Annotated in this window: 16 protein-coding genes; 9 read left to right on the top strand and 7 right to left on the bottom strand. The window is 36.2% G+C overall.

Going from position 1 to position 23,535, the window contains the following annotated elements; translation table 11 throughout:
- Positions 1-8 precede the first annotated feature (8 nt).
- The 7 genes from IPI65_10365 (at position 9) to IPI65_10335 (ending at position 10,636) form a co-directional block, all read left to right on the top strand.
- Positions 9-1,901 carry a hypothetical protein gene (locus tag IPI65_10365; GenBank protein ID MBK7441916.1) on the top strand — a complete coding sequence of 631 codons (1,893 nt, stop codon included), beginning with the start codon at positions 9-11 and terminating at the stop codon, positions 1,899-1,901.
- 59 nt (positions 1,902-1,960) lie between these two features.
- Positions 1,961-3,460 carry an ABC transporter permease gene (locus IPI65_10360; GenBank protein ID MBK7441915.1) on the top strand — a complete coding sequence of 500 codons (1,500 nt, stop codon included), beginning with the start codon at positions 1,961-1,963 and terminating at the stop codon, positions 3,458-3,460.
- A gap of 3 nt (positions 3,461-3,463) precedes the next feature.
- Entirely contained in the window at positions 3,464-4,792 is a 1,329-nt protein-coding gene (locus IPI65_10355; protein MBK7441914.1) for an ABC transporter permease, read from the top strand.
- A gap of 118 nt (positions 4,793-4,910) precedes the next feature.
- Positions 4,911-6,386, top strand: a complete 1,476-nt coding sequence (locus IPI65_10350) for a hypothetical protein (protein ID MBK7441913.1) — start codon at positions 4,911-4,913, stop codon at positions 6,384-6,386.
- Positions 6,387-6,389: 3 nt separating this feature from the next.
- Positions 6,390-7,382 (top strand): hypothetical protein, encoded by a 993-nt coding sequence (locus tag IPI65_10345; GenBank protein MBK7441912.1) that lies wholly within the window; start codon positions 6,390-6,392, stop codon positions 7,380-7,382.
- A 15-nt stretch (positions 7,383-7,397) separates the two neighbouring features.
- Positions 7,398-8,108, top strand: coding sequence for a phosphoribosylformylglycinamidine synthase subunit PurQ (gene purQ, locus IPI65_10340; protein ID MBK7441911.1), 711 nt, complete (start codon positions 7,398-7,400; stop codon positions 8,106-8,108).
- 71 nt (positions 8,109-8,179) lie between these two features.
- Complete coding sequence (locus IPI65_10335; GenBank protein ID MBK7441910.1) at positions 8,180-10,636, top strand: thioredoxin family protein; 2,457 nt, start codon at positions 8,180-8,182, stop codon at positions 10,634-10,636.
- A gap of 264 nt (positions 10,637-10,900) precedes the next feature.
- Here IPI65_10335 and IPI65_10330 read toward each other — a convergent pair whose 3' ends face one another.
- Positions 10,901-11,734 carry a hypothetical protein gene (locus tag IPI65_10330; GenBank protein MBK7441909.1) on the bottom strand — a complete coding sequence of 278 codons (834 nt, stop codon included), beginning with the start codon at positions 11,732-11,734 and terminating at the stop codon, positions 10,901-10,903.
- Positions 11,735-12,122: 388 nt separating this feature from the next.
- On the bottom strand, positions 12,123-13,946 hold the full coding sequence (locus IPI65_10325; GenBank protein MBK7441908.1) for a M2 family metallopeptidase: 1,824 nt from the start codon (positions 13,944-13,946) through the stop codon (positions 12,123-12,125).
- 303 nt (positions 13,947-14,249) lie between these two features.
- On the opposite strand from IPI65_10325, the gene recA reads away from it, so the two are divergent.
- Entirely contained in the window at positions 14,250-15,263 is a 1,014-nt protein-coding gene (gene recA / locus IPI65_10320; GenBank protein ID MBK7441907.1) for a recombinase RecA, read from the top strand.
- Positions 15,264-15,420: 157 nt separating this feature from the next.
- Here the strand turns inward: recA and IPI65_10315 are convergent, their stop codons facing one another.
- The 4 genes from IPI65_10315 to scpB form a co-directional block, all read right to left on the bottom strand.
- Positions 15,421-16,347 (bottom strand): T9SS type A sorting domain-containing protein, encoded by a 927-nt coding sequence (locus tag IPI65_10315; GenBank protein ID MBK7441906.1) that lies wholly within the window; start codon positions 16,345-16,347, stop codon positions 15,421-15,423.
- Entirely contained in the window at positions 16,344-19,028 is a 2,685-nt protein-coding gene (locus IPI65_10310) for a T9SS type A sorting domain-containing protein (protein MBK7441905.1), read from the bottom strand. Before IPI65_10310 ends, IPI65_10315 begins: the two co-directional genes overlap by 4 nt.
- Positions 19,029-19,301: 273 nt before the next feature.
- Positions 19,302-20,573, bottom strand: coding sequence for an rRNA pseudouridine synthase (locus IPI65_10305; protein MBK7441904.1), 1,272 nt, complete (start codon positions 20,571-20,573; stop codon positions 19,302-19,304).
- Positions 20,524-21,360 (bottom strand): SMC-Scp complex subunit ScpB, encoded by an 837-nt coding sequence (gene scpB / locus IPI65_10300; GenBank protein MBK7441903.1) that lies wholly within the window; start codon positions 21,358-21,360, stop codon positions 20,524-20,526. Before scpB ends, IPI65_10305 begins: the two co-directional genes overlap by 50 nt.
- A 101-nt stretch (positions 21,361-21,461) precedes the next feature.
- Here scpB and IPI65_10295 point away from each other — a divergent pair, with 101 nt between their 5' ends.
- Complete coding sequence (locus tag IPI65_10295; GenBank protein MBK7441902.1) at positions 21,462-22,634, top strand: thioredoxin family protein; 1,173 nt, start codon at positions 21,462-21,464, stop codon at positions 22,632-22,634.
- An 8-nt stretch (positions 22,635-22,642) separates the two neighbouring features.
- Here the strand turns inward: IPI65_10295 and IPI65_10290 are convergent, their stop codons facing one another.
- Positions 22,643-23,530 carry a DUF4249 domain-containing protein gene (locus tag IPI65_10290; GenBank protein MBK7441901.1) on the bottom strand — a complete coding sequence of 296 codons (888 nt, stop codon included), beginning with the start codon at positions 23,528-23,530 and terminating at the stop codon, positions 22,643-22,645.
- Positions 23,531-23,535: the final 5 nt, after the last annotated feature.

Here is a 23,535-nt window from a genome sequence, read left to right as displayed (position 1 = left end):
TTATTTATATGACTAGCAGGTTTATTACCCTAACGGCTGTTACTTTGATTGCCGGTATTTCTTTTACCGCTTGTGGTGGTAGCGGAAGCAAAAATTCAAACGACATTCAAACCTTAAATGTATCAGACAAAGTTCGCAACAAACGAATTCCTGATGCAACAAATATTTTGGCTGACTGGAGTAAAGAAAACATTGTAGTAAACCACTGGCCCGGCGATCCGGAAAATTTACATCCAACCAATGGCGCCACAGCAAGCCGCTCATGGATTATGCAGCTCACTGCTAATTATATATTAAGAAATGATGTAATTAATTTAAATGTTTGTCCCGATTTAGCCGTTGCAATGCCGACAGTTTCTGAAAACAATCTGGAATACACTTACATGTTGCGTAAAGATGCAACCTGGGATGATGGTAGTCCGATTACTGCTGAAGATTGTGTGTTTATGTTAAAAGCGAGTTTATGTCCGCTTACCGCAAACTCCATCACTAAACCGTATTTCACAAATATTAAAAATATCATTACCTATCCCGGTGATGCATATAAATTTACAATCGTGATGAAACAGGAGGAGATCAACAATATTAATTTCCTTTCAGATTATCCGGTATTTCAACGCAAATTTTATGACCCAACCAATGTGTTAAGTAATTATACATTCGAACAATTTGGCGACCCTGCTTTTAATACCGATGCACATGCCGATTTAACTGCATGGGCAAATAATTTTAATGATGCAAAATATGGCAACGATATTAGTTTATTAAATTATTCAGGCGCTTATAAAGTTACAGAATGGACCAGAGGTCAGTCGCTCATACTTGAACGCAAAAAAAATCACTGGACAAAGAAACTTGATAAACCAAATGAATATGAAACTGCTTTCCCTGAAAAAATAATATTCAAAATTGTAAAAGACCCAACCGCTCAAAAACTGGAATTTGGTTCACAATCGCTGGATGCTTCGGTTTGGATGAGCACAGCAACTGTTATGGAGCTGATGAACGAAACTAATTTCAGCACCAATTACAATATCGAATTTACCGATAACTACAGTTATAATTATATCGGATTAAATATGAAACCGGATGGCGCAACACGTAAGAAATTTTTTGATGATGTGAAAGTGCGTAAAGCAATGGCGTATTTAATTCCGGTGGAAGAAATCATCAGTGTGGTATCAAAAGGAAAAGCACGCCGTCAGGTAGGCCCTATTTCGCCGTTAAAAGATGAATTTAATACCAATTTACAACCCATTCCATATGACATTGCTGCAGCAGGAAAATTATTAGATGAAGCAGGCTGGAAAGATACCGATGGTGATAATATCCGCGATAAAATGGTGGATGGTGTAAAAACAAAAATGCAAATTGAATTTAAATATCAGGCCGGACAAACATTTGTTGAAGAAACTGCCATTATGATAAAAGAAGCCGTGTATAGAGGTGGTGTTGATTTAGTACTTGTTCCGGTTGAACTCAATACGCTGAAAGAACATTTACAAAAACACGATTTCGATATGTATATGAGTGCCTGGGCGGGTGGCGCAATGCCGGAAGAATTTACTCAATTATGGCATACTAAAGCTTATGCAACCGGTGGCAGTAATTATGTAGGTTTTGGCAACAGCGAAACAGATGCGCTTATCGACAAAATAAAACAAACCATTACCGAATCGGAACGTATACCAATGTCGCAAAAAATGCAACAAATAATTTATGATGAGCAGCCGTATATTTTCCTGTATTCTGCTTACCGTAAAAATATTATTCACAAACGTTTTGGTAACCAAATTATGACTTTCGACAGGCCGGGAAATTTGTTGAACAACTTGCGCTTATTATCGTTATATGGTGCACAGGGCGGAACATCAACAAAAGCCACGGAAGTTGGTCAATAAAACAGTTTTAAATAATGCGTGCCCATTACAAAATTTAATAAAATAAATGTTATAAGGTAATGGGGAAGTATTTATTAAAACGAATTTTATTTTTTATTCCGACACTTATTATTATTTCGTTGCTGGCATTTATTATTAGTATAAATGCTCCGGGCGATCCACTTGACCGCATGGTAACCGCACAGGAAAGTGGCGGAGAATTTAGCACGCAAACCGCTAACACAACTAAAGAAAAAGAAAGATGGCGCAAAAAACTGGGGCTCGATTTACCCGTTTTTTATATTAGCCTTTCAAACGCCGCAACTCCCGATACGCTTTATAAAGTATACGATGATAATGAACGTAATGCGCTCAAGCGATTAATCGGCAATTATGGCAACTGGAATTATATTGCCGAATGGAATAATAGTCTGCACAATTTAAATTCAGCATTAAATCAATTACAACCCGATTCAACAACATTACAACAAACCGGAAACGGTATTGCACTCGACACCATTATTGAGGCTAAACAAAATGTTGGTGTATTGTTATATGCTTACGATGCCGGTCAAATTGAACGTCGCTTAAAATTATTGCAGCATTATGCAGCTATATATCCTTATTTTAAAGATGCTGCACCTGCCATTCAACAAGCTGCAAATCAGTTTGATGCCATGCGCAATAATCCCAATAAAATAAAAACCTACTTACCAAAAATTCATTTTTACGCTTACAATCAATACCACCGCTGGATATTTGGTGATGGTAATATTTTTAAAGGAAAACCGGCAACTGATTGCAAAGGATTAATTCGTGGTGATTTTGGTTATTCGTATGAAACAAAATTACCGGTTGGCGATGTAATTGGTTCGCGTATCAGATGGTCGATGTTTTTTACACTGGTTTCAGTTGTGCTCGCCTATTTAATCAGCTTACCGATTGGTATTAAAGCTGCTGCAAATAAAAATTCCAATTTTGATAAAACATCATCGGTAGTATTATTTATTTTATATGCAATGCCGGGCTTTTGGGTGGCTACTTTATTGCTGATGTCGTTTGCAAATACTGAAGCATTAAATTTATTTCCTGCTTCAGGCATACAACCTGTAACCGGCATACCTGCAGATGCGGGATGGTTTGAAGCCATGCGTTTGCGTTTACCTTATTTAATTTTACCTATAGTTGCCTTTACTTATTCGCAACTGGCATTTTTAAGCAGAATTACACGAGTATCTACCTTAGAAATAATTGGTCAGGATTATATCAGAACAGCAAGAGCGAAAGGTTTATCAGAAAATAAAGTTATTTACAAACATGCATTCAGAAATGCGTTGTTACCTATTATTACTGTTTTTTCAAATGTATTTCCACTGGCAATAGGTGGCTCGGTAATTCTGGAAACCATTTTTACCATTCCCGGAATGGGCGAGCAGGTATTTCATGCAATTTTAACCAAAGATTATCCGGTTATTATTGATGTATTTACACTTACCGGAATGCTAACGTTATTGGGATATTTATTTGCCGATATTTTATATGCCGTTGCTGACCCGCGGATTTCTTATTCATCAAAATAATTCATGCAACAAAAAAAATCCGATACCACTTTTAATTTCAGGAAATATGCTTTTAAACAATTTAAGCATAATAAACCTGCATACGTATCGGTATATATTTTGGCTTTTCTTGCATTAGTTGCTTTGCTTGCACCGGTTTTGGCAAATGAACGTCCGTTGTATATCCATTACAAAGGTGAATCGTATTTTCCTGCATTATCGTTTAAAAACAATTATTACATCAAAAATGCAGATGGCAGTACCGAAAAAATTCAATTAGATATTGCCGATTGGAAACAAATGCAATTTGATAAAGTTATTTGGGCGCCAATACCATATTCACCCGGAAAAAGTGATCGTTTAAATTCAGGTTATATCGCACCCGGAGGGCCACAGCAGTTTAAATCGGCCAACGGTGAAATTGTGCCGATGCCGGGGCGTTTCAGACATATTTTAGGCACCGGAAACCGGGGTGATGATTTAATGGCCGGATTAATTCACGGTGCCCGTATTTCATTAACCATTGGATTTATTTCTATGACCATTGCCACTATAATCGGATTATTATTAGGCTCGATGGCAGGTTATTTTGGTGATAATAAATTAGTTACCAGCAGAGGACGTTTTTGGGTTGTGGTAATTGGTGTATTTGTTGCCTGGTTTTATGCATTCCAATCGCGACAATTTATTTTGCAGGATGCATTAAAAACATCGGGAATTGCGATGCTTGGACAATTATTAATCAGCGTGCTCCTTTTTGTTGTTGTAATTTATATCCTGTCGCTGTTAGGAAAATTAATTGGCAAATTACCATGGTTAAATAAAGTGGTATTTATTCCGGTTGACGGATTGGTTTCGCGCACTATTGAAATTTTTCACAGCATGCCCACTTTTATTTTAATCATTACCATAGCAGCCATTGCACGACCATCATTAACCAATATTATGATTATTATCGGGTTAACGTCGTGGACAGGTATTGCGCGACTTACACGTGCCGAATTTTTGCGCATCCGCAATCTCGAATATATTCAGGCAGCCCGCAGTTTGGGATTTTCGGAGGTTAAAATTATGCTTAAACATGCCCTGCCAAATGGTATTGCACCGGCCTTGGTGAGTATTGCGTTTGGTATTGCTTCTGCCATTCTTGTGGAATCCAGCTTATCCTTTTTGGGCATTGGTGTTCCCTCTGATGTTGTTACCTGGGGTTCACTGGTTAACGATGGCAGAGAAAAATTCAGCGCCTGGTGGCTGGTAATATTTCCCGGTTTAGCCATTTTTATTACCGTAACGGTTTACAATTTGATTGGTGAAGGTTTACGTGATGCGTTGGACCCGAAACAAAAAAAGTAATTCCTTTATTGCAGCTCAATTCGCGGTTTATCATTTTAGTGTCATACTGACGCAGTAAGCAATTTTTATGTATTTTTGAACATATTTAACAGTGTACGGTCGTTAATCTGTTTAAAAAATGCTGAAGCGTGTTGTTATTCTCTTTCTGCTTTGTGTCGGGTGCCTGAAATATGTTGGAGCGCAGCAGATTTTTATTTCTGACCCTCAAAAAATCAGCACCGAATTAATTGGATATAATATTTTAGGTAAAAATAAAAACGGTGATGTTTTAGTGTATAAAAAATATCGGTTTAAAGATGAAATTGATGTGTATGATAAACAGATGAGCTTTAAACGCAGAAAAGAAATTACCATTAAAAATATTGATTACGAAACTGTAGAAGTATACAAATCAGGCGATCACATTTTTCATTTTTACAGTTACAAGGATAATAAAATGTTGTATTTAGCCGTGCAGCACTATAATTCCGACCTCGAAAAAAAGGGCGATCTAGTGATTGTGGATTCCACTTCGCAAAAACTGGGCGATAATTTTACTGAATTTAAAATTGCCAAAGCCAATACCACACCATATTATTTAATTTACAAATACGAACTCAGCGCCGGACGTATTGATAAATTATTTTTATCGGTGATGAATGTGGAATCACAAATTCAGCAAAAAAATGATATCAATTTACCTGATGACGGTTACAGTCCGGTATTAATTTCAGAAATGATTACCGACGAAGGTCAACCCATATTTTTGTTTGAAAACGATGAATTTAATTGCAAGAAAGATAAAACTGCCAACCAGTATACTTTTATTTTCCCAAAAAATGGCAACACCTGGGTTTCTGCAAATATTAACGGTGGTGATTATTGTTTAGATGAAATGAATTATGCATTAGATGTAATGAATAATCGGATTACGGCAATTAGTTTCCTTAAAGAAGACAGTAAAGATTACATGGTTGGTTATAAATATATGACGATAGATATTAATTCAGCCGGAATTGGTATTAATTTCAATTATTTATTTCCACCAGAAACACTGGATGAAATTGCCGGGTTAACAAAAGAAAAGTCTATTAAAAATTTGCCGGTATATCAAATCAGCACCATAATTCCGCGGGTAGATGGTGGTGCATTAATGGTAGCAGAATATTACGACAAAACCGTAGAAAATTACGAATACACCAATTACGATCCTTACTATGGCTACCGCACTTCCAGCCGCCAGGTTGAATTTTATGAGTATGATGATATTTTATTGTTTTCCATTCAGGCTGATGGATCACCAAGTTGGAATAATGTTATCCGAAAAAAACAATTGAGTCGTGAAGACCGCGGTGTGAATTCATCGTATGCCATTATAAAAGGAAAAGAAAGGCTGATTTTTGTTTTTAATGAAGATATTGAACAAAATTCGAATGTGCTGCAATATGAAGTAACTGCTGATGGCACCCTAGATAGAAAAAGTTTATTTAACGCCAATCAGCAAGAGGTGCAGATTCGTCCGCTTTCGGCAGAACAAATTTCTTCCACTGAAATTATCATACCCAGCATCTATAAAAAGAACCTGGCATTTGTAAAACTCCAAATTCAAAATTAACCAGTGCTGCGTATATTCCAACAGTCAAATCCGCTTACCTTATTACTGCTCATTTTATTTACAGCATTAATTAATTTAAAATGGATTTTACATCCGGTTGATATTTCATTGCAGGAATATTCCTTTATCGGTAATATTGTTTTTAATAACTGGCTGCATACAGCTACATGGCCTTCATCAATAGTTGTAGTTATACATATTGCGCTGGTTTTATTTACCGGTGTGTTATTATGTTTTTTAATGCAGCAATATAAAATTATCACTAAGGCATCGTTAATTCCGGCAGTGGTATTTATATCGTTATGCAGTTTTTTTCCGGATTTTTTTTACAGCACACCTGAAATTATTTGCGGAATAATTCTGGTATTTATTTTATTTAAAATATTTGGCGTTTACAATAAATCAAAAGCCGACATGACCTATTTTGATGTAGGCTTATTAAGCGGTGTATTGTCATTAATTTACTTCCCCTCATCTGTTTTTTGTTTGTTTGGTATTTTGTCGTTATTCAGAATACGGTCTACCTCGTTTAGAGAATTTTTTATTTACATGACCGGGCTCATTTTAAGTTATTTTTTGGCCTGTACTGCTTTATTTTGGTTCGATTTATTGCCTGAGTTTGCAGCAAAACAATTTCACATTCCTCAATCGTTGCAACCTGCTTCAGGTGCTTTTGGGGTTATTACTATTGTTAAAATTTCGCTCATTGGAGCGGCGTTTGTAACAGCATTGGTGTTTTTTGGCAATCGTTTTTCTACCAACCTGATACAGGTACGCAAATATTTAAGTGCTTTTGTATGGTTATTCATTTTTTCAACAGCCTGTTTGTTCCTGAATATCCCATTACATGAAGGCGCCTTGTATTTTGAAATGATTGCTGTATCTGTGTTTATCAGCTATTACTTTTATCACTCCAAAAACAAACTTGCACCCGAATTAATCTATTTAGGCCTTGTGGGCGCAACTTTACTCTTTCAATATATTAACTTTGCCTGATAATTCTATCAGCTTATGAAATTTGGCGTTGTTACCTTTCCCGGCTCTAATTGCGATCAGGACCTGATTCACGTTTTACGCGATGTAATGGGTTGCGAAGTAATTGAATTGTTTCACAAACAGCACGATTTAGGTGGCTTAACAACCAACGACTGTGTGATGCTTCCGGGAGGGTTTTCTTATGGTGATGCGCTTAGAACCGGCTCTATTGCCCGTTTTTCGCCAATTATGCAGGCCGTTATCAAACATTGTAACGCAGGAGGTTATGCCTGGGGTATTTGCAACGGATTCCAGATTTTATGTGAGGCCGGTCTGTTACCCGGTGTTTTGCTCGAAAACAATAATCAGCAGTTTATCTGTAAAAATGTTTTTTTGAAGGCAGAAAACAATGCAAGCCGCATAAATGCTACTATTCCAACAGGTCAGATATTAAAAATACCAATTGCACATGGCGAAGGCCGTTTTTATGCCGATGCCGTTACTTTAAAGGGTATAATTGACAACAATCAGGTGATTTTCAGCTATTGCGATGAACACGGAGCAGTAACCGATGCTGCCAACCCGAATGGTTCTATGCACAATATTGCAGGAATTTGTAACGCAAACCGCAATGTTTTCGGCATGATGCCACATCCGGAACGGGCTTCTGAGGAAATTTTGGGTAATACCGACGGCCGAATGATATTTGAGTCATTTTTGGCACTTGCTGCAAGTTCAGTTCGTTAAGATTAAATTTACAGTCACTTTTATGTCATGGCATTGGTGTATCACCACTGCTCATGGCTAAATAATTAAATTTGCATTCTAAATTCAACAGTCAAATGGGTAAACATTTATTCCGGCTTGTGCTCGTATTATTATTTGCACAACAGGCGCATGCTCAATTATTGCAACCGGTAAAATGGGAAATGTCTTCCATACAAAGTGGTGGGGTAAATGAATATATCCTCATTTTTAAAGCTACCATTGATGAAGGCTGGAAAGTGTATTCGAAAGATGTGCCTAAAGATGGTCCTTTACCTACTGTTTTAGTATTTGAAGATTTACCCGCAGGTGTCGAACTGGTGGGCGAAAGCGAAGAGTTGGGACGTATGGAAGAAGAAGTAGAGCCTTTGTTTAACAATCAGGTAATTAAATTTTATCACAAACGCCTTACCCTGCGTCAAAAAGTAAAAATTACAAGCAGCGTTACCATAAAAGGATATATTGATTACATGACCTGCAGTACATCCTGCATTCCACTCAGCGAAGAATTTTCATTTAACCTTGAAGCCATTACGAATCCGAATAATAATAATTACCTCGGCATTGATTATTCTAAAGTTAAAGAACCGGTAAAATGGGAAATTTCTACTGAAAAAATATCGGATACGGTTTACTGGTTGAAATTTAATGCCACAATTGCACCAACCTGGAAATTATATTCACAAAAATCAACTCAAGGTGGCGCGCGACCAATGGTTTTTCATTTTGAAAATGCCGGCACAAATTATCATTTGGATGGCAAGGTTGAAGAATTAGGACATGCAGAAACAAAAGCGGAACCATTATTTGAAAATAAAATATTAACTTTTTATCACGACAAAGCAGAAATGCGGCAAAAAATTGTGTTGGATTCTGCTAATGCAATCATTACCGGTTATATCGAATATCAAACCTGCGATGCCACACAGTGTACTTTTCCAACTAAAGATTTTAAAATTCAAATTTCGAACGGAAAAGCTGTTACTATAGAAAATACAATTGACCAGGGTAATACTGCAGTTCCGGTAAAATTTGGCGATTTTGAAGTAGATACGGCTTATGCTAATAATGCTGTTTGCGATGGTGATGTAACAGCTCAAATAACTGATGCCAGCGGTAAAAGTTTATTCAGCACATTTATTCTTGGTTTTATTGGCGGATTAATTGGTTTATTAATGCCATGTACATTCCCAATGATTCCTTTTACCATTTCATTTTTTACAAAACATGCAGGTAACCGTCGCAAGGGAATTATGAATGCATCGTTTTATGGATTTAGTATTGTATTGGTTTATTTTTTAGCATCATTACCATTTTTATTTTTTGGTGTGGGTGGTGATAAACTCAACGATTTTTCTACCAACAACGTGGTGAACCTGGTTTTCTTTTTTGTATTTATTTTATTTGCTTTATCCTTATTCGGTTTATTCGAAATTAAATTGCCAACTAAATGGGCAAACAAAGCCGACAGCGCGTCAGATGTTGGTGGATTATTAGGAATATTTTTTATGGCACTTACATTGTGTATTGTGTCGTTCAGTTGTACTGGACCTATTTTAGGTTCATTGCTTGCCAATAGTTTAAAAGATGGCGGTGTGGCATTAACCATGGGTATGTTAGGTTTTGGAACTGCCTTTGCACTTGCATTCACATTGCTGGCTTTATTCCCGCAATTATTAAATAAAATGCCAAAAAGTGGTGGCTGGTTAAATGAGGTGAAAATTGTTTTTGCCTTTATTGAATTAGCAATGGCCGTTAAGTTTTTAAGTAATGTTGACCTTGCTTATCACTGGGACTTTTTAAAGCGTGAAATATTTTTAGGTGCATGGACACTGATTGCTTTATTGATTACACTTTATATTGCGGGTGTTATTCGTTTTTCGCATGACGATAAAAAAGTGAAATGGTCGCCGGGAAGAATTGTGTTTGCATTAACGTTTTTAGTAACTACAGTTTACTTCGGACAAGGTTTGCGTAAATATGGTAATGTGCCTATGCTGAGTGGATTTTTACCGCCGCAATGGTATAGCATTTATGAATACGATACTGAATGTCCGTTAGGATTAAATTGTTTTCATGATTTAGAAGAAGGTATTGCTTTTGCGAAAGAAAATAACAAACCGATATTAATTGATTTTACCGGTTACGCCTGTGTAAACTGTCGTAAAATGGAAGAACATGTTTGGCCAAAAGATGAAATATTTAATCTTATCAGCAATGATTATGTTTTAATTAGTTTATATGTTGACGATAAAGAAGCACTACGTCTTGAAGACCAATATATTTCTGCAACTACAGGCCAAAAAGTGCGCACAATAGGTAACAAATGGAGCGATTTACAAAGCAGTCAGTTTGGCACTAATGCGCAGCCATATTATGTATTAATTGCCCCTGATGGAAAAGTATTAAATCAGCCACGAGCTTATACGCCTGATGTGGATGAATATCGTGGGTTTTTGGAATGTGGATTAGAGACTTTTGAGCAAATTGATAAGCTGGCAGTAAAATAAATCGACATTAATTATTTGGAGCAGCAACATCCCGCTTTGTAATATACTGCTGCACCGGCTCTCCCTCCAACTCCTGTTCGTTCCTCACAGGGGTTTCCGTCCGATCCGGGCTAAAATTTCATTAATTGGCAACCATTACATTTATTTTCAGTCCTATCAAGGTGCATGCCTCAACTAAAATTATTTATTCCGGCGTAACACTGCGATTATTGGAGAATACTGCCGTCTAAAAAAATTAGTTACTACAATTTAATTCAATTTATTTTACCAAAGTTTCAGATAAATAAATTTATCTTTTACCGAATCACAATCTTTTAATTTACAAGCCAATATCCTATTATAACCTGAAGTAAACACCTGCAATGGTTTATTAAGTATAATAGTTGGACAAGATTTAAATTCAGGCAACTCATACATTTCAGTAAGTTCAATTTTATAATCGTTAGTTATATATAAAACGGAGGTTTGTTTATCTTCTGATAGCCCGATTTGAATTAACTTGTAATCACCCCAATATCCCTCCATAAGCGAGTCTTCATATACCAACCAGTTGATACTCATAGTATCAAAGTTTAAAATTGCTTTTTGTGCATTTTCATCAAATTGTGTTATATCTGTGTATAAGATATCATTTAACAGTAGAGAATATGCTGAAGGTTTATTCCTTATCTTCTTCATATACAACAACGTATCTGATATCATCTTACAGATAAAATCGCCTATAAAAAAAGTGTCGGGAATCCAATAATTTTTATCTGACAAATACATTGTATCTGCATTCATCGTATATTCAGCTTCAAAAATTTCAAAATTAATCCCGCATCCTGAGCCTGGCTTTATATAGTCAAATGAAATAACAGAGTCGTTTAAAATATCAATTCTAAAACCAAAATCTCTAAAAATTGTATTCATTTCTTTACCCTGATATTGCAAGGGTTGAAAAATCCATCCACTATCAGCAGTATATTCAGAAATTCGCCAACTACCTACAGAATTATTCCTTACAGAATCACTCGGTAATATGCAACTAGTGCCAAATACAATTTGAACACAACTTACAATAACTATTACGCTGAGACAACGGAAATACAAGGTCAAAGTTTTTTAAAAGTATAAAACGAAATTTTTCTGTTTAATTGTATAAAGCTTAAAGCCAACTCGAACACTTTGTAATATATGATTTAAATAATAGATGACCAAATAAGTTACTTAAAAAACTCAGTTTGTCCAGTTAGCCCCGATTGGAACGGAAACAAGCTGATGTACCAATGTGATAATGTACCGATGTACCAATGGAACAGCCGGTTTTATCTATAATAAAGCATTAACTGCTTGTTGCAGTGGAAAGCGGGTGGTGGATGATTTGGCGGAGCGTAATGTTGCTGCTCCAAAAAAATAATTAATATTAATTTCAACGGATTACTTTAAATAAAAAAACGTGGTCAGTAAATACTAACCACGTTTAAGTACGATTTATTTTATTTATTTAAAATGTTGGTTTTTCGGGAAGGGTGTATACTCTGCCTTTATTTTGTTGTTTTAAATATTCCATTAAAGGCATAAAATAATCTAACATTGGTTTTGCGCTCATTTCGCTGCCGATTGATGCTTTTAAATGTTCACGCCAGTCTACCGTTGCACCCGGGCTCATTACTTTACGTAAAAAATCGCCGGTTTCTTTGCTGCCCCAATAATTTGTTGCGTGCGGGTCCTGATGTAAAATATTTTTTGCAATATAATCGTGGAATTGAAATAATAAAACGTTGCTGATAGAATAATCGTAATACGAACCCGGGTCATCATTAATATGTGTTTTGGTTGCAGCATCACAATATTCTTCGCCACGTGTTGTTGGTGGAACAATACCCTGATATTTTTTCACTAATTCCCACCATTTTGCATTGTATTGGTCTTCAGGTAAATTTTGAGCATATAATGCATATTCAAATTCTGTCATAACACCACTACCCCACGGAATATGTACAATATAATCTAATGCTTCGCTCATTAATTTCATTGTTTCATCTGTTTTTACGCCGGCAGGAATTAATCCCTGACTTTCCAATAATGGTTTTTGTAAACTGGCTAAACCGATCATGGTTCCGAATGCTTCGTGGTAACCACGGTTTGCACCGGTGCGTAATACAAAAGGCACATCAGGATTTGAATAACTCATGTAATAATAAATATGTCCGAGTTCATGTAACACGGTGCTCCACCATTCGGTATTTGGTTCAACACTCATTAATGAACGCACATCTTTATCTAAATTCATGTGCCATGCACTTGCGTGATTATTTTTTGAATAATCGGCTCCCGGAGGCGCAGGATATAATGATGATTTTTCGTAAAAACTTGCAGGTAAAGCAGGGAAACCTAAACTCATCCAAAATTCTTCACCTTTTTTTACTACCCATTCGGCATCGTGTTTTTTTAATTCAGGATCTATATCCATGCCTTCAACATTTACGAGTGCGGTCCAGTCTTGCCCCCAACGATTTGGCAACCAGTGTGCAGGTAAATATTCCGGAACGGGTTGTTTATATTTTGCAGCCAGTTCGTAACGTGCCCAGGTATGTAATTCGCGATACAGCGGCCAAACATCGTTAATCATACTATGTGTTAATTCGAGCATTTCTTCGCTGCTCATACTATATTCGCTGGCCATGTAATCAAAAAAATCTTTATAACCGAGGGGAGTAACACTTTGATTGCGCAGTGCCTGTAAATTTGCCAGTCCGTCTTTTAATGTTTTACCAACTTCTTTACTGGAATTCCATGCAGCTAAACGTTGATTCATGTCGTTAGATGAACGCAATATTTCATCTATCGCATTTGGTGTAACCGCTTTACCATTTAAGGTATATTTAAATCCAAATAATTTTTCTGTTTGTGCATTGGTAGCATCAATTCTTTTTTTAATTATTTCGCCGGCAGTTTCAGGATTATTTCCTGCAATAAATAAAATGTATTCCAATTGTTTTACCTGAATTGCTGTCAACTTTTCTTTTTCGGCAAGATATTTTTTTGCTGCATCAATATTGGTTTTACTGCCGGTAAATTTTGCATAAGCTTCATCTGAAATTGCTGCCGCTTTGCTGGCGGTAGAGTCGCCTTCTACAATATGTGTGTTTAACACCCATTGGCCTTCGGAGGCAGCAGTGGCTAATTTTTGATACTCAGCATTGTAACCTTCCAGATAAGTTTGCACTTCGGCCTGAATTGCATTGTTGTCGGGTGCTTTTTCCTTTTCCTTACAGGAAACCAGCGCCATAGGAACAGCAATAACTAAAAAGAGTAATTTTCGCATGTAGTTGAATTTTAATGCTAAAATACCCAAATTGACCGGAGCTAGTTAATTTTTTAACAACCTTTGACTTTTAACATAAAACCGAAATGAACCGGAAACTGGGTTATAAACGGCTTTGGCTAGTAATTTCGGACTATTAAGCGTTTAGGGATAGTTTAGATTTTTTAACATGTATAAAATATGTGCATTGTGTGAAAAAATAATACAAAATGCCTCAATAAATATTTAGCTTCGCAGATGTTTTGGTTCGGAATGCCTGAAACAAAACGCAAACATTTATAAACCTTAAAAACAAAAAAAATTATGGCAGAAGCAACAAATGAAAAAGTGAAAGCCTTAGGGCTTGCGGTTGACAGCATCAACAAATTGTATGGCAAGGGCACGATTATGAAGCTTGGGGATTCACCCGAACGTGGTGAAGAAATTATTCCTACAGGTTCAATTGGTGTTGACTTAGCACTGGGTATTGGTGGAATTCCAAAGGGAAGAATTATTGAAATTTACGGGCCGGAAGCTTCGGGTAAAACTACGCTGGCTATCCATATCATTGCGGAAGCGCAGAAAAAAGGCGGAATTTGTGCCATTATTGATGCGGAACATGCATTTGACAAAGGTTACGCCGAAAAATTAGGGGTAGATGTAGAAAACCTGCTGATTTCACAACCTGATTACGGTGAGCAGGGTTTAGAAATTGCCGATCATTTGATTCGTTCGGGTGCATTAGATGTGGTAGTTATCGACTCAGTAGCAGCATTGGTGCCTAAAGGCGAGTTAGAAGGTGAAATGGGTGAAAGCAAAATGGGTTTACAGGCGCGTTTAATGAGTCAGGCTTTGCGTAAACTTACCGGTACCATCAGCAAAACAGGTTGTTGCTGTATATTTATTAACCAGTTACGTGAAAAAATTGGTATTATGTTCGGTAACCCGGAAACAACCACCGGTGGTAACGCATTAAAATTTTATGCTAGTATTCGTATCGATATTCGCCGTATCGGACAATTAAAAGATAAAGAGGAATTAATTGGTAACCGTGTTAAAGTTAAAATTGTAAAAAATAAAGTAGCTCCTCCTTTCCGTCAGGCTGAATTTGATATTATTTACGGAGAAGGTATTTCTAAAATAGGTGAAATTATCGATTTAGGTGCTGAATGTAACGTAATTCAAAAAAGCGGAAGCTGGTATAGTTACGAAGGCACAAAATTGGGCCAGGGTCGTGATGGTGTAAAAGAATTATTGAAAGATAATCCTGAACTCGCGAATGAAATTGAGAAAAAAATTAAGGATAAATTGAATCCACCTGTTGAGGTTAAAAGTTAATAAATTTACAAACGAACAAAACGCTGTCTCATTGCAAAATGAGGCAGCGTTTTTATTTTGCATTCCTAGTAGTATTTAATATAATTAATAGAAAAAAACTTATCTATAAACATTTTTTAAAATTACTTTCATGTTAATATTTGCAGTAATTATTTATTTAATTGATTATTATTTTTTGTGAATGTTTATAGCCATTTAATATGAATTCCACAATGTATGTACCAGCCGGTAAATTCACATTAACTTCTGCATGTTGCCCATTAAATTTCCCTGAAAAAACAGCACTTCCCGCCAAATTATATATTATATAATCCGTATTACCGATAGAAAGTGGTAAATTAAAATAAAGCATATTATTAAAACTATAAACCAGGGTTTTATTTTCAAGCTGAACTGTTATATCAGTTTGCAATACTTCAGGATTAAATGTAACATTTGGCTCAATTCCCAATAAATCCCCTGCAACAATCGCGGAATCAACAAATCGTTCATAGGCATAATCTTTTATGATTAGTGTCCTGCCTGAATCCAAAACACTGCATCTTATCCAACCATAATGATATTTTTCATCGCCGTCAACAAAGTGAATGCCTAAGTAGTGGTCTGTTTTTTCAGGAAACCAATAACCACCTGACTGCACTATGTAAACAGAACCACCTCCCCAAGTATGATTAGTATGAGTAATTTTCCACGCCATTCTTTGATAACCCCAGTTCTGGAAACTCATCGCACTATTAATAATTAAGCCTTCTTCTATAGCATATGGCTTATAATACATAGTGACTGGGTAAAGCATTTCGCCCGCTATTTCATTTCGAGAATCTCCGATAGCACCTGCCCAAAGCTTTTCAATATAATTCATACCCGTAAATGAGGTATAGTATGAAATGTTCCAAAACCAGAAATCTCCCGTTCCATTACCATCTATATCCAAAACTGCATGATCCCAATCACTATCTAAAACATAATCTGGTTCTATATCAGTATAAACCACTTTTGCATCAGCCGAATGTAGGCATAAAAAAGTAATTGCAAATGCACTGTAGTCTGATAGCTTGTATTTATTAAACTGCTTCCTTTTCATTGCATTTTAATTAATTTTTCTACCTCAACATTATTGTATCCATTGTAAATTAATACAGTGTAAATACCAACCGGGAAATTGCTTACATCAATACTCTGACCCTCCATTACTTGTTGGTCTAGTAAAAGTTTTCCAGTTATATCAAGTATAGTCATTTTATAATAATCTTGTATTTCAAGAAATGCATCACTCATAAAAGTAAATGATGTTGATGTTGGATTAGGAAACAAAGTAAATACATTTTCCATTTCCCCTAACTTAAGCTCAAAGGGTGATAACTTGAGTTTAAAATATCCAGCCGAATAACCTGGAACTAATACACAAGCAGCTCCAGGTGGGGCAGAACCTGCACATGAAGAAGTAGTAGTTGATGAACTTATATCAATAATTTCATAGCGATTTTCATAAACACCAATCTCTTGACAAGGGTCGTAAGCTGTCGATATTCCAAACAATGAATTTCTTCCTGAATTAGAATATAATTGTTCGGCATCAATTGCAAATATTTCAATTGGATATAAATCAAGCCTAACCGCATCAGCATATGGATAAAAAGCTAGCAAATTTGCAGGATTAATTACATATTTTTGCTGTGTAGATTTTATATTCGTAAAATAAACATACATGTTTTCTCTTTCCTGATCAATAAAAATGCTAGGAGCCAAATTCATTACTCCTACTACCAATGTTGCAGAATTAGATAAATAATCTAAACTATTTGCAGATATTTCACTTAACAATTTCATTGTATGGTAAGTAGTTCTTTGAACAAAATATTCATCTATTTTATCCTCATCGCAGCCTGTTAAATCTCCCAGTTCATTTGGTAGCACGCCTAATTCAATTTGATCCTGCTTATCACTTGCATATAAGAAATCAATGGTACTACCTCCAACAAAATTTTGCCAGGTTGAAATAGTGTAAAAATTGGGATTTACAAACTCCGGGTAATAATTCATTTTGATATTCTTTAGGTTCCATTCCTGTAACAAGAAAGAATGTGCAAAGCTATTTGTATAAACACTTAATCGCATTTGCAAATCTTCTGCTGCACCTTTTTCTACATCTAATAAATTAGATTCTGTTGTCCATAATCTTTTACCTTTAGCTTCAAACTCATCAAAATGTAACACTGAATTTTGCCCTATGTAGTTTTGTTTATGTCGAGTCTTTATTAAATCTCTGAAGTTTCCAGTTGCGCCACCAATACCTATTATATTATCGAATGCGCATCTTAAAGCTTCATCATAAATTGCATAATTCCATAAGTCTGTGTAATCATCATAAATTCCTACAGTGCCGGGATCATAGTCAAGACACAATGGTATTTCACGCCAGTTTTCATTAGCCCCTACCCCATTAGATTTTGGCGTGTAATAAGGGTGCAAAATAACTGCATCAAAATCCAAGTCATCATTTAAATCATCGTCACTTTCATAGTGATTATACAAATCTTCATTCCATTCAGGTAATGCGCCACCGCCGCCGCCGGTAACATTAATATCTTCAATTGTTTTAAATGGAGCTCCTGAAGTATGTAAATTTTCTGCTGGTATCCCATAGCCTATATCAGCAAATCCGGAAACAGCATTTAAAACACCAATGAAATCATGTGCATCTGTTGCCAACATTGCAGGTGGCAAAACATTTGTAAGGTCAAAATATATTGGGTAGTCCAACCCATGAATATAATCCCAATAAAATGAAAAGGCTGACTTTGGGGTGCCACCAAGTCCTGAATTTTTGAAGCCCATACTCCTGCCATAAAATTTAGAGTAAACCTCATTACCTAATTCAATTCCTACAACATTAATACCATGCTGATTAACCAAATAATCAATGATCTCTAAATTGCGTTGGGCAGTTTCATTTATAATATCGAGGCATAAAACAACATCTAACCTATAGTCATCATCCTCATTTTCGGGGTCCTGTTCTTCAATTTGTTTTACGAGACGAATAAACTCATTGATAAATAATGGTTGTTCTTCATATGTATCAAAAGCTGGTAAAGAAGGGTCGTAAGTAGGTTGTTCTTCATAATATTGAACCAATAGGGTCTTGAAGTCTTCTTGATCTTGTGCTTCAATCCACGATAAATCTAAAGTTCCAGCTAAATATTCGGAAATCAAATCATCAACCTCTTTTTCGGGCACAGACATAACGCCATCTGTATAATCATAATATGAAATAATTTCATCAAGATTAAACCCATAACCGCCATTCCATTTCAAGTAATCTTCACTATCCGGGTCGAGGTTTTGAGAGCCGAGAAGCCTCGAAAACTTCCCTCCAGAACCATCCGGAAACCGAAGTACTTTTGGCTTTAGTTCTGTTAATAATGTCCAGGGATCTTTTGTATCCGTATATTTAACATTTTCTGATTCTGGTGCATGTTGAAACATACTAGATACGTTGACTCCAAACATATCAGGATTGACAACATTTGGTTCACCAGAAGGTGTAACGTAAATAGCAAAGGGGTCAATAAGCCAAAAATTGCTAGATGTGTCAGTGTATATTGTATAAACCGTGTCGGCACCATCAATAACAATGGAAACAGTGTCCCCAAATTCGTAAGTTTGTTCTTCTATTGAATCATTTGGAATTGAATCAGGTAGAAAATTAACGTTAAATGCAACATTCAGGTTCATAGGGTTTTCAGCCTTCAAAGCTTCCATTAAGCTTAGATTGATAAGAAAACATACAAAAATTGCTTAGCAATTTTTGTACACTGGATTTTTTGAAATCAAGTACAAAAATTTAATTTTTTTCATGGTAAGTAATTTTAGATTAAAATTAATAATTGTGGGAATAATTACTTTATACAGTAAATCTAACAAATTACCACTAAAACTAAAATAAATTGAAATTTTTTTTGGCGTGGTTTTTGATGAGATTTATACACTAAATTTGAATTTTACACTTACTTCAATTCAATTGCAACTAAATCATCAATTCAAATATTTCAATTTAATTATTTCTCTTTCGGTAAGCATTCTCCAACGACCACGTGGTAAATCGCGTTTGGTTAAACCTGCGTATAATGTGCGGTCTAATCGCTCAACATTATAACCTAAATGTTCAAATATTCTTCTTACAATTCGATTTTTACCGATATGTAATTCGATACCCACAACATTTTTTTTGGTGGCATGTGCATAGTCAATTCCATCAACAACTGCCAGTCCGTCTTCCAGTTCAACACCTTCGCGAATAGTATTCATGTGTTGAATCGTTACGGGTTTATCGAGTTCAACTTCGTAAATTTTCTTCGCCCCAAAACTCGGGTGGGCAAGCTTTTGAGCCAGGTCGCCATCGTTGGTGAGTAATAATAAACCAGTCGTATTTCTATCTAAGCGACCAACAGGATAAACGCGTTCGTTAGTTGCATTGGCAATTAATTCCATTACGGTTCTTCTGCCTTTTTCATCATCAACTGTTGTTAAATAATCTTTTGGTTTATTTAACAGGATATAAATATAATTAGTTGGCTTAACAATTTTATCGCGGTAACTTACTTTATCGCCGGGCATAACTTTATGGCCCATTTCCAACACTACTTTTCCATTTACTTTTACAAAACCCTGTGCAATTATTTCATCACATTTTCTTCTTGCAGCAACACCTGAGTTTGCAAGATATTTATTTAAACGCGAACCGGTTTCAGGCAATGCTGCCGGTTTCATATTTAATTTTGGTGGTGCACTACGTTTTTGAAAACGTTGTTTGGGCTGAATCGGTTTTGGTGCAGCAGCTTCTTTTAAACGTTTGGTATATTTACTTTCGCTGCGTTCTTCTTTTTTTTCGTAGGGTTTATCTTTTTTATCGAATTTATCGTAGGGTTTATCTTTTTTATCGAAGGCTGACTTCTTTTTATCAAATCGGTTGGTTTGGAATTCGCGTTTTTTATTGAGTTTATTCATTAAATCGCGTTCCTTTTTTTTAGGGCCTTCTTTTTCACCGTATCTTCCTGAAGTATTAGTACGGCCACCGCGTTTTGAATAATTTTCATCGCGCTCACCTTTCGATTTATCCCATTCGCTGCGTTTTTCGGTGTATTGTTTGGCGTACTTTTTAGCACGTTCCAAACGCTCCGTTTTGCGGTTAGGATTACTCTTCTGCTCAGGATTTTTTCCTGCAGTCTGAATTTTTGGTGTATCCTTTTTGGTGTAGTTACTTGTCGGACGACTCGTCGTCTCCGTCCTGTTGTTCTTCAGTTTCACTGAGGTCCTGTTGCTCTTCGGCTGACTCGTCTCCTCTTTCTGAAATCTGCTCGTCTGGCGACTGCTCGAGTTGCTCGTCGACCGGCTGTTCGAGGACTTCGATGTCCGGCTCGTTTTGTTGTAGTTCGTTTTCTTCATTTTGTTCGGTTTGGGCATCATCGCGACGCTCGTTATGTAAATTTACCTGATTATAGGCATCTTCTTCATTAATATTTTCCATAATGTCGGAAGGGCTGCCAATGCTGGAGTCGCTGTCTTTTTGTTCAAACTCCTTTAAACGTGGTAATTCTTCTAAGCCATTAATACCAAAATAATCCATAAAATACTGCGTAGTGCCGTATAACAGCGGTCTGCCTGCCGTTTCAGCTCTTCCTGTAATTTTAATCAGGTCGCGCTCCATCAGTTTTTGGATGGTATGGTCGCAATTTACACCACGAATTTGCTCCAAATCGGTTTTGGTAACCGGTTGCGAGTAGGCTATTATAGATAAACATTCCAATGCTGCAATCGACAACTTACGTTTTGCGCGGTGTTGCAACAAGGTAGTAATGGGCTTATGGTAATAAGGTTTTGATAAAAACTGGTATCCGCCGCCGGTTTTAGCGATTTCGAAAATAAAATCGTCGCTTTCATACTTCATGGTAAGCAGTTCAGCCTGCTCGGTAATTGCTTCCAGGCTCACTTCCTCACCGGAATAGGTGAACAATATTGTTTGCAGTTCAGCTGCCGAAATTGGCTGCTCGCTGCTGAATATCAAGGCTTCTAAGAGTTTCTGAAGATCGTTCATTGCGGTGCAAAGCTAAGGAATTGTTGGGGCACACAGCCATTTTTGGAGAGATTTTTGTGCAGTAAATCACCAATTCACCCTTAAGTAATAACTTTGAAGCTATGTATCGTATTGTAACACTCATTTTTACCGTTTTTATCTCCGGAAGTTTGCTTTTCGGGCAATCAATCAATTTTGAGCCGATGAGCCTCGAAGATGCGCTGACAGAATCTGGAAAAACAGGTAAACCCGTACTATTTATGGCCTACCAGAGCACCTGTTCACATTGTGAAAAAATGCTCAACGAAATATTCCCGGATACTGCAGTAAGTAATTTCTACAATGCCAATTATATTAATGTAAAAATTGACCTGCTTGATCAGGCAATGGCAAAAAAGTATATCAAACAATTTTACATTACTTCGTTTCCCACCTTTGTTATTTTAAACAGCAAAGGCGAAACTTTATATCAGTTTGTTGGTGAATTTAAAGGCAGTGAATTTGTGAAACAGGGAAAACTGGCTTTAGACCCGCAAAATCAAATTCCAACCAATCGAATTGCCTTTGAAAAAAATATGGCCGACTCAACAGCATGTTATAATTATTTGCTGGTATTATCACGTGGTCGTTTAGCTACTCAGGGAGTTGCCAATTCATATTTTGCTGCAAATAATAAGCAACTGGAAACAAATGCAACCAACTGGAAAATATTAAGCATGAGTGTGAGCGATATGGAATCGGAAGTTTTTAAATTTATGCTTGCTCACCGCAATGATTTTGCACAAGTAATGACTGCAAAAAAAGTAGACCGTAAATTTTATCTCACGGCTGCATTTAATTTACAAACACCGGCGAGCAATAACGACACCACCAATTATTTTAAAATGCGCAATATTGCTGCCACTTTTGGCATGCCTATAATTGATTCGCTTATTTTGGTGAATGATTTAAATGTGTACGAAAAAAATAAACGCTGGGCCGATTATATTAACGCTGCAAAATCGGGTGCAGAAAAATATTTGTGGAACGATTCCAATACCCTGCGCCGCATTAGTGATAATTTTTACGAACACAGCGATGATAAAAGCACATTAATGAAAGGTGCCAATTATGCAGTCCGCAGTGCTGAATTAAAACCGGAATATTTTAATAACTTAAGTGCAGCAAAAATATACTACAAAACCGGATACGACGACCTAGCAAAAAAATATGCCAAACAAGCCATTGTTGAAGGCAAAAAGAAAGGTATGAATGTAAATGAAGCGGAGATTATGGTGAATGAGTTGGGGGGATAACACTGTGATTAAAAATGATACACAAAAGTGGTATCACTTTGTGCCCAAAAAACGCCGAAACCATTTGTTATATTGGTGTAATTTAATTTAGGGTCGCTCAACAACAGCTCTATACCTTCTGTTTCTGAAATATTGGCAACATAATCGAATAGTTCTTTAGAAGTTACATTAAAGTCAAATTCACATTTTTCAAATGGAACAATATTCTCTTGGTGGTACACCTTAGAACAAATAAATTTAAAGGGAAATGTAGTTCCTGCAAAACAATTATCCGAATACAGTTTTAGAAAAGTATTATTAAATTTAAAAATACCGGGACTACAACCAAATGGTGCATCGTCAGGGCTTTCAAAAACGTCATAAAGAATTACGGTATCTTCAATATAAAAACGAAAGCCGAAAGAATAAAAATTATCATTGGAAGGGTCGTCGGTAAAAACAGGCTCTAACGAAAAAGCCGGATCACCACTAATATCTTCAAAATCAGTCTCATAGACAACTTCCTCCAAGTTTACAGGTTGAGGAAATATTACATTTTCGGAAAATGCTGTTTCGAAACCATCTGCAATCACATTTATGGAATAACTATTTCCCGGAGTCGGTAAATAGGATGTTATATAAAGACCCGGCTCAGCTTCCACTAATGTATCAACAACAATATAATTTTCAATCAGTGTGATTATTGCATCACTCACATTAACATCAATATCATCAAAATAATAGGTTCCTGTTGGAGGTAGTGTATGTGTTAAATAAATTGTCACACCATTTTCATTTGAAATATTACCAAATACCACCAGGCGGTCGCCACTATATTCCAAATCATAATTATCCAGCCGCTTACTGCAAGCAGCTAACATGTATAAACCAAAAACGACAAATAGGTATTTTGACAAATAGC

Source organism: Bacteroidota bacterium, from assembly GCA_016706255.1.
GTDB lineage: Bacteria > Bacteroidota > Bacteroidia > Chitinophagales > BACL12 > UBA7236.
Note: the sequence above shows the minus strand (reverse complement) of the source record. Positions and strands in the feature narration are given on the sequence as shown.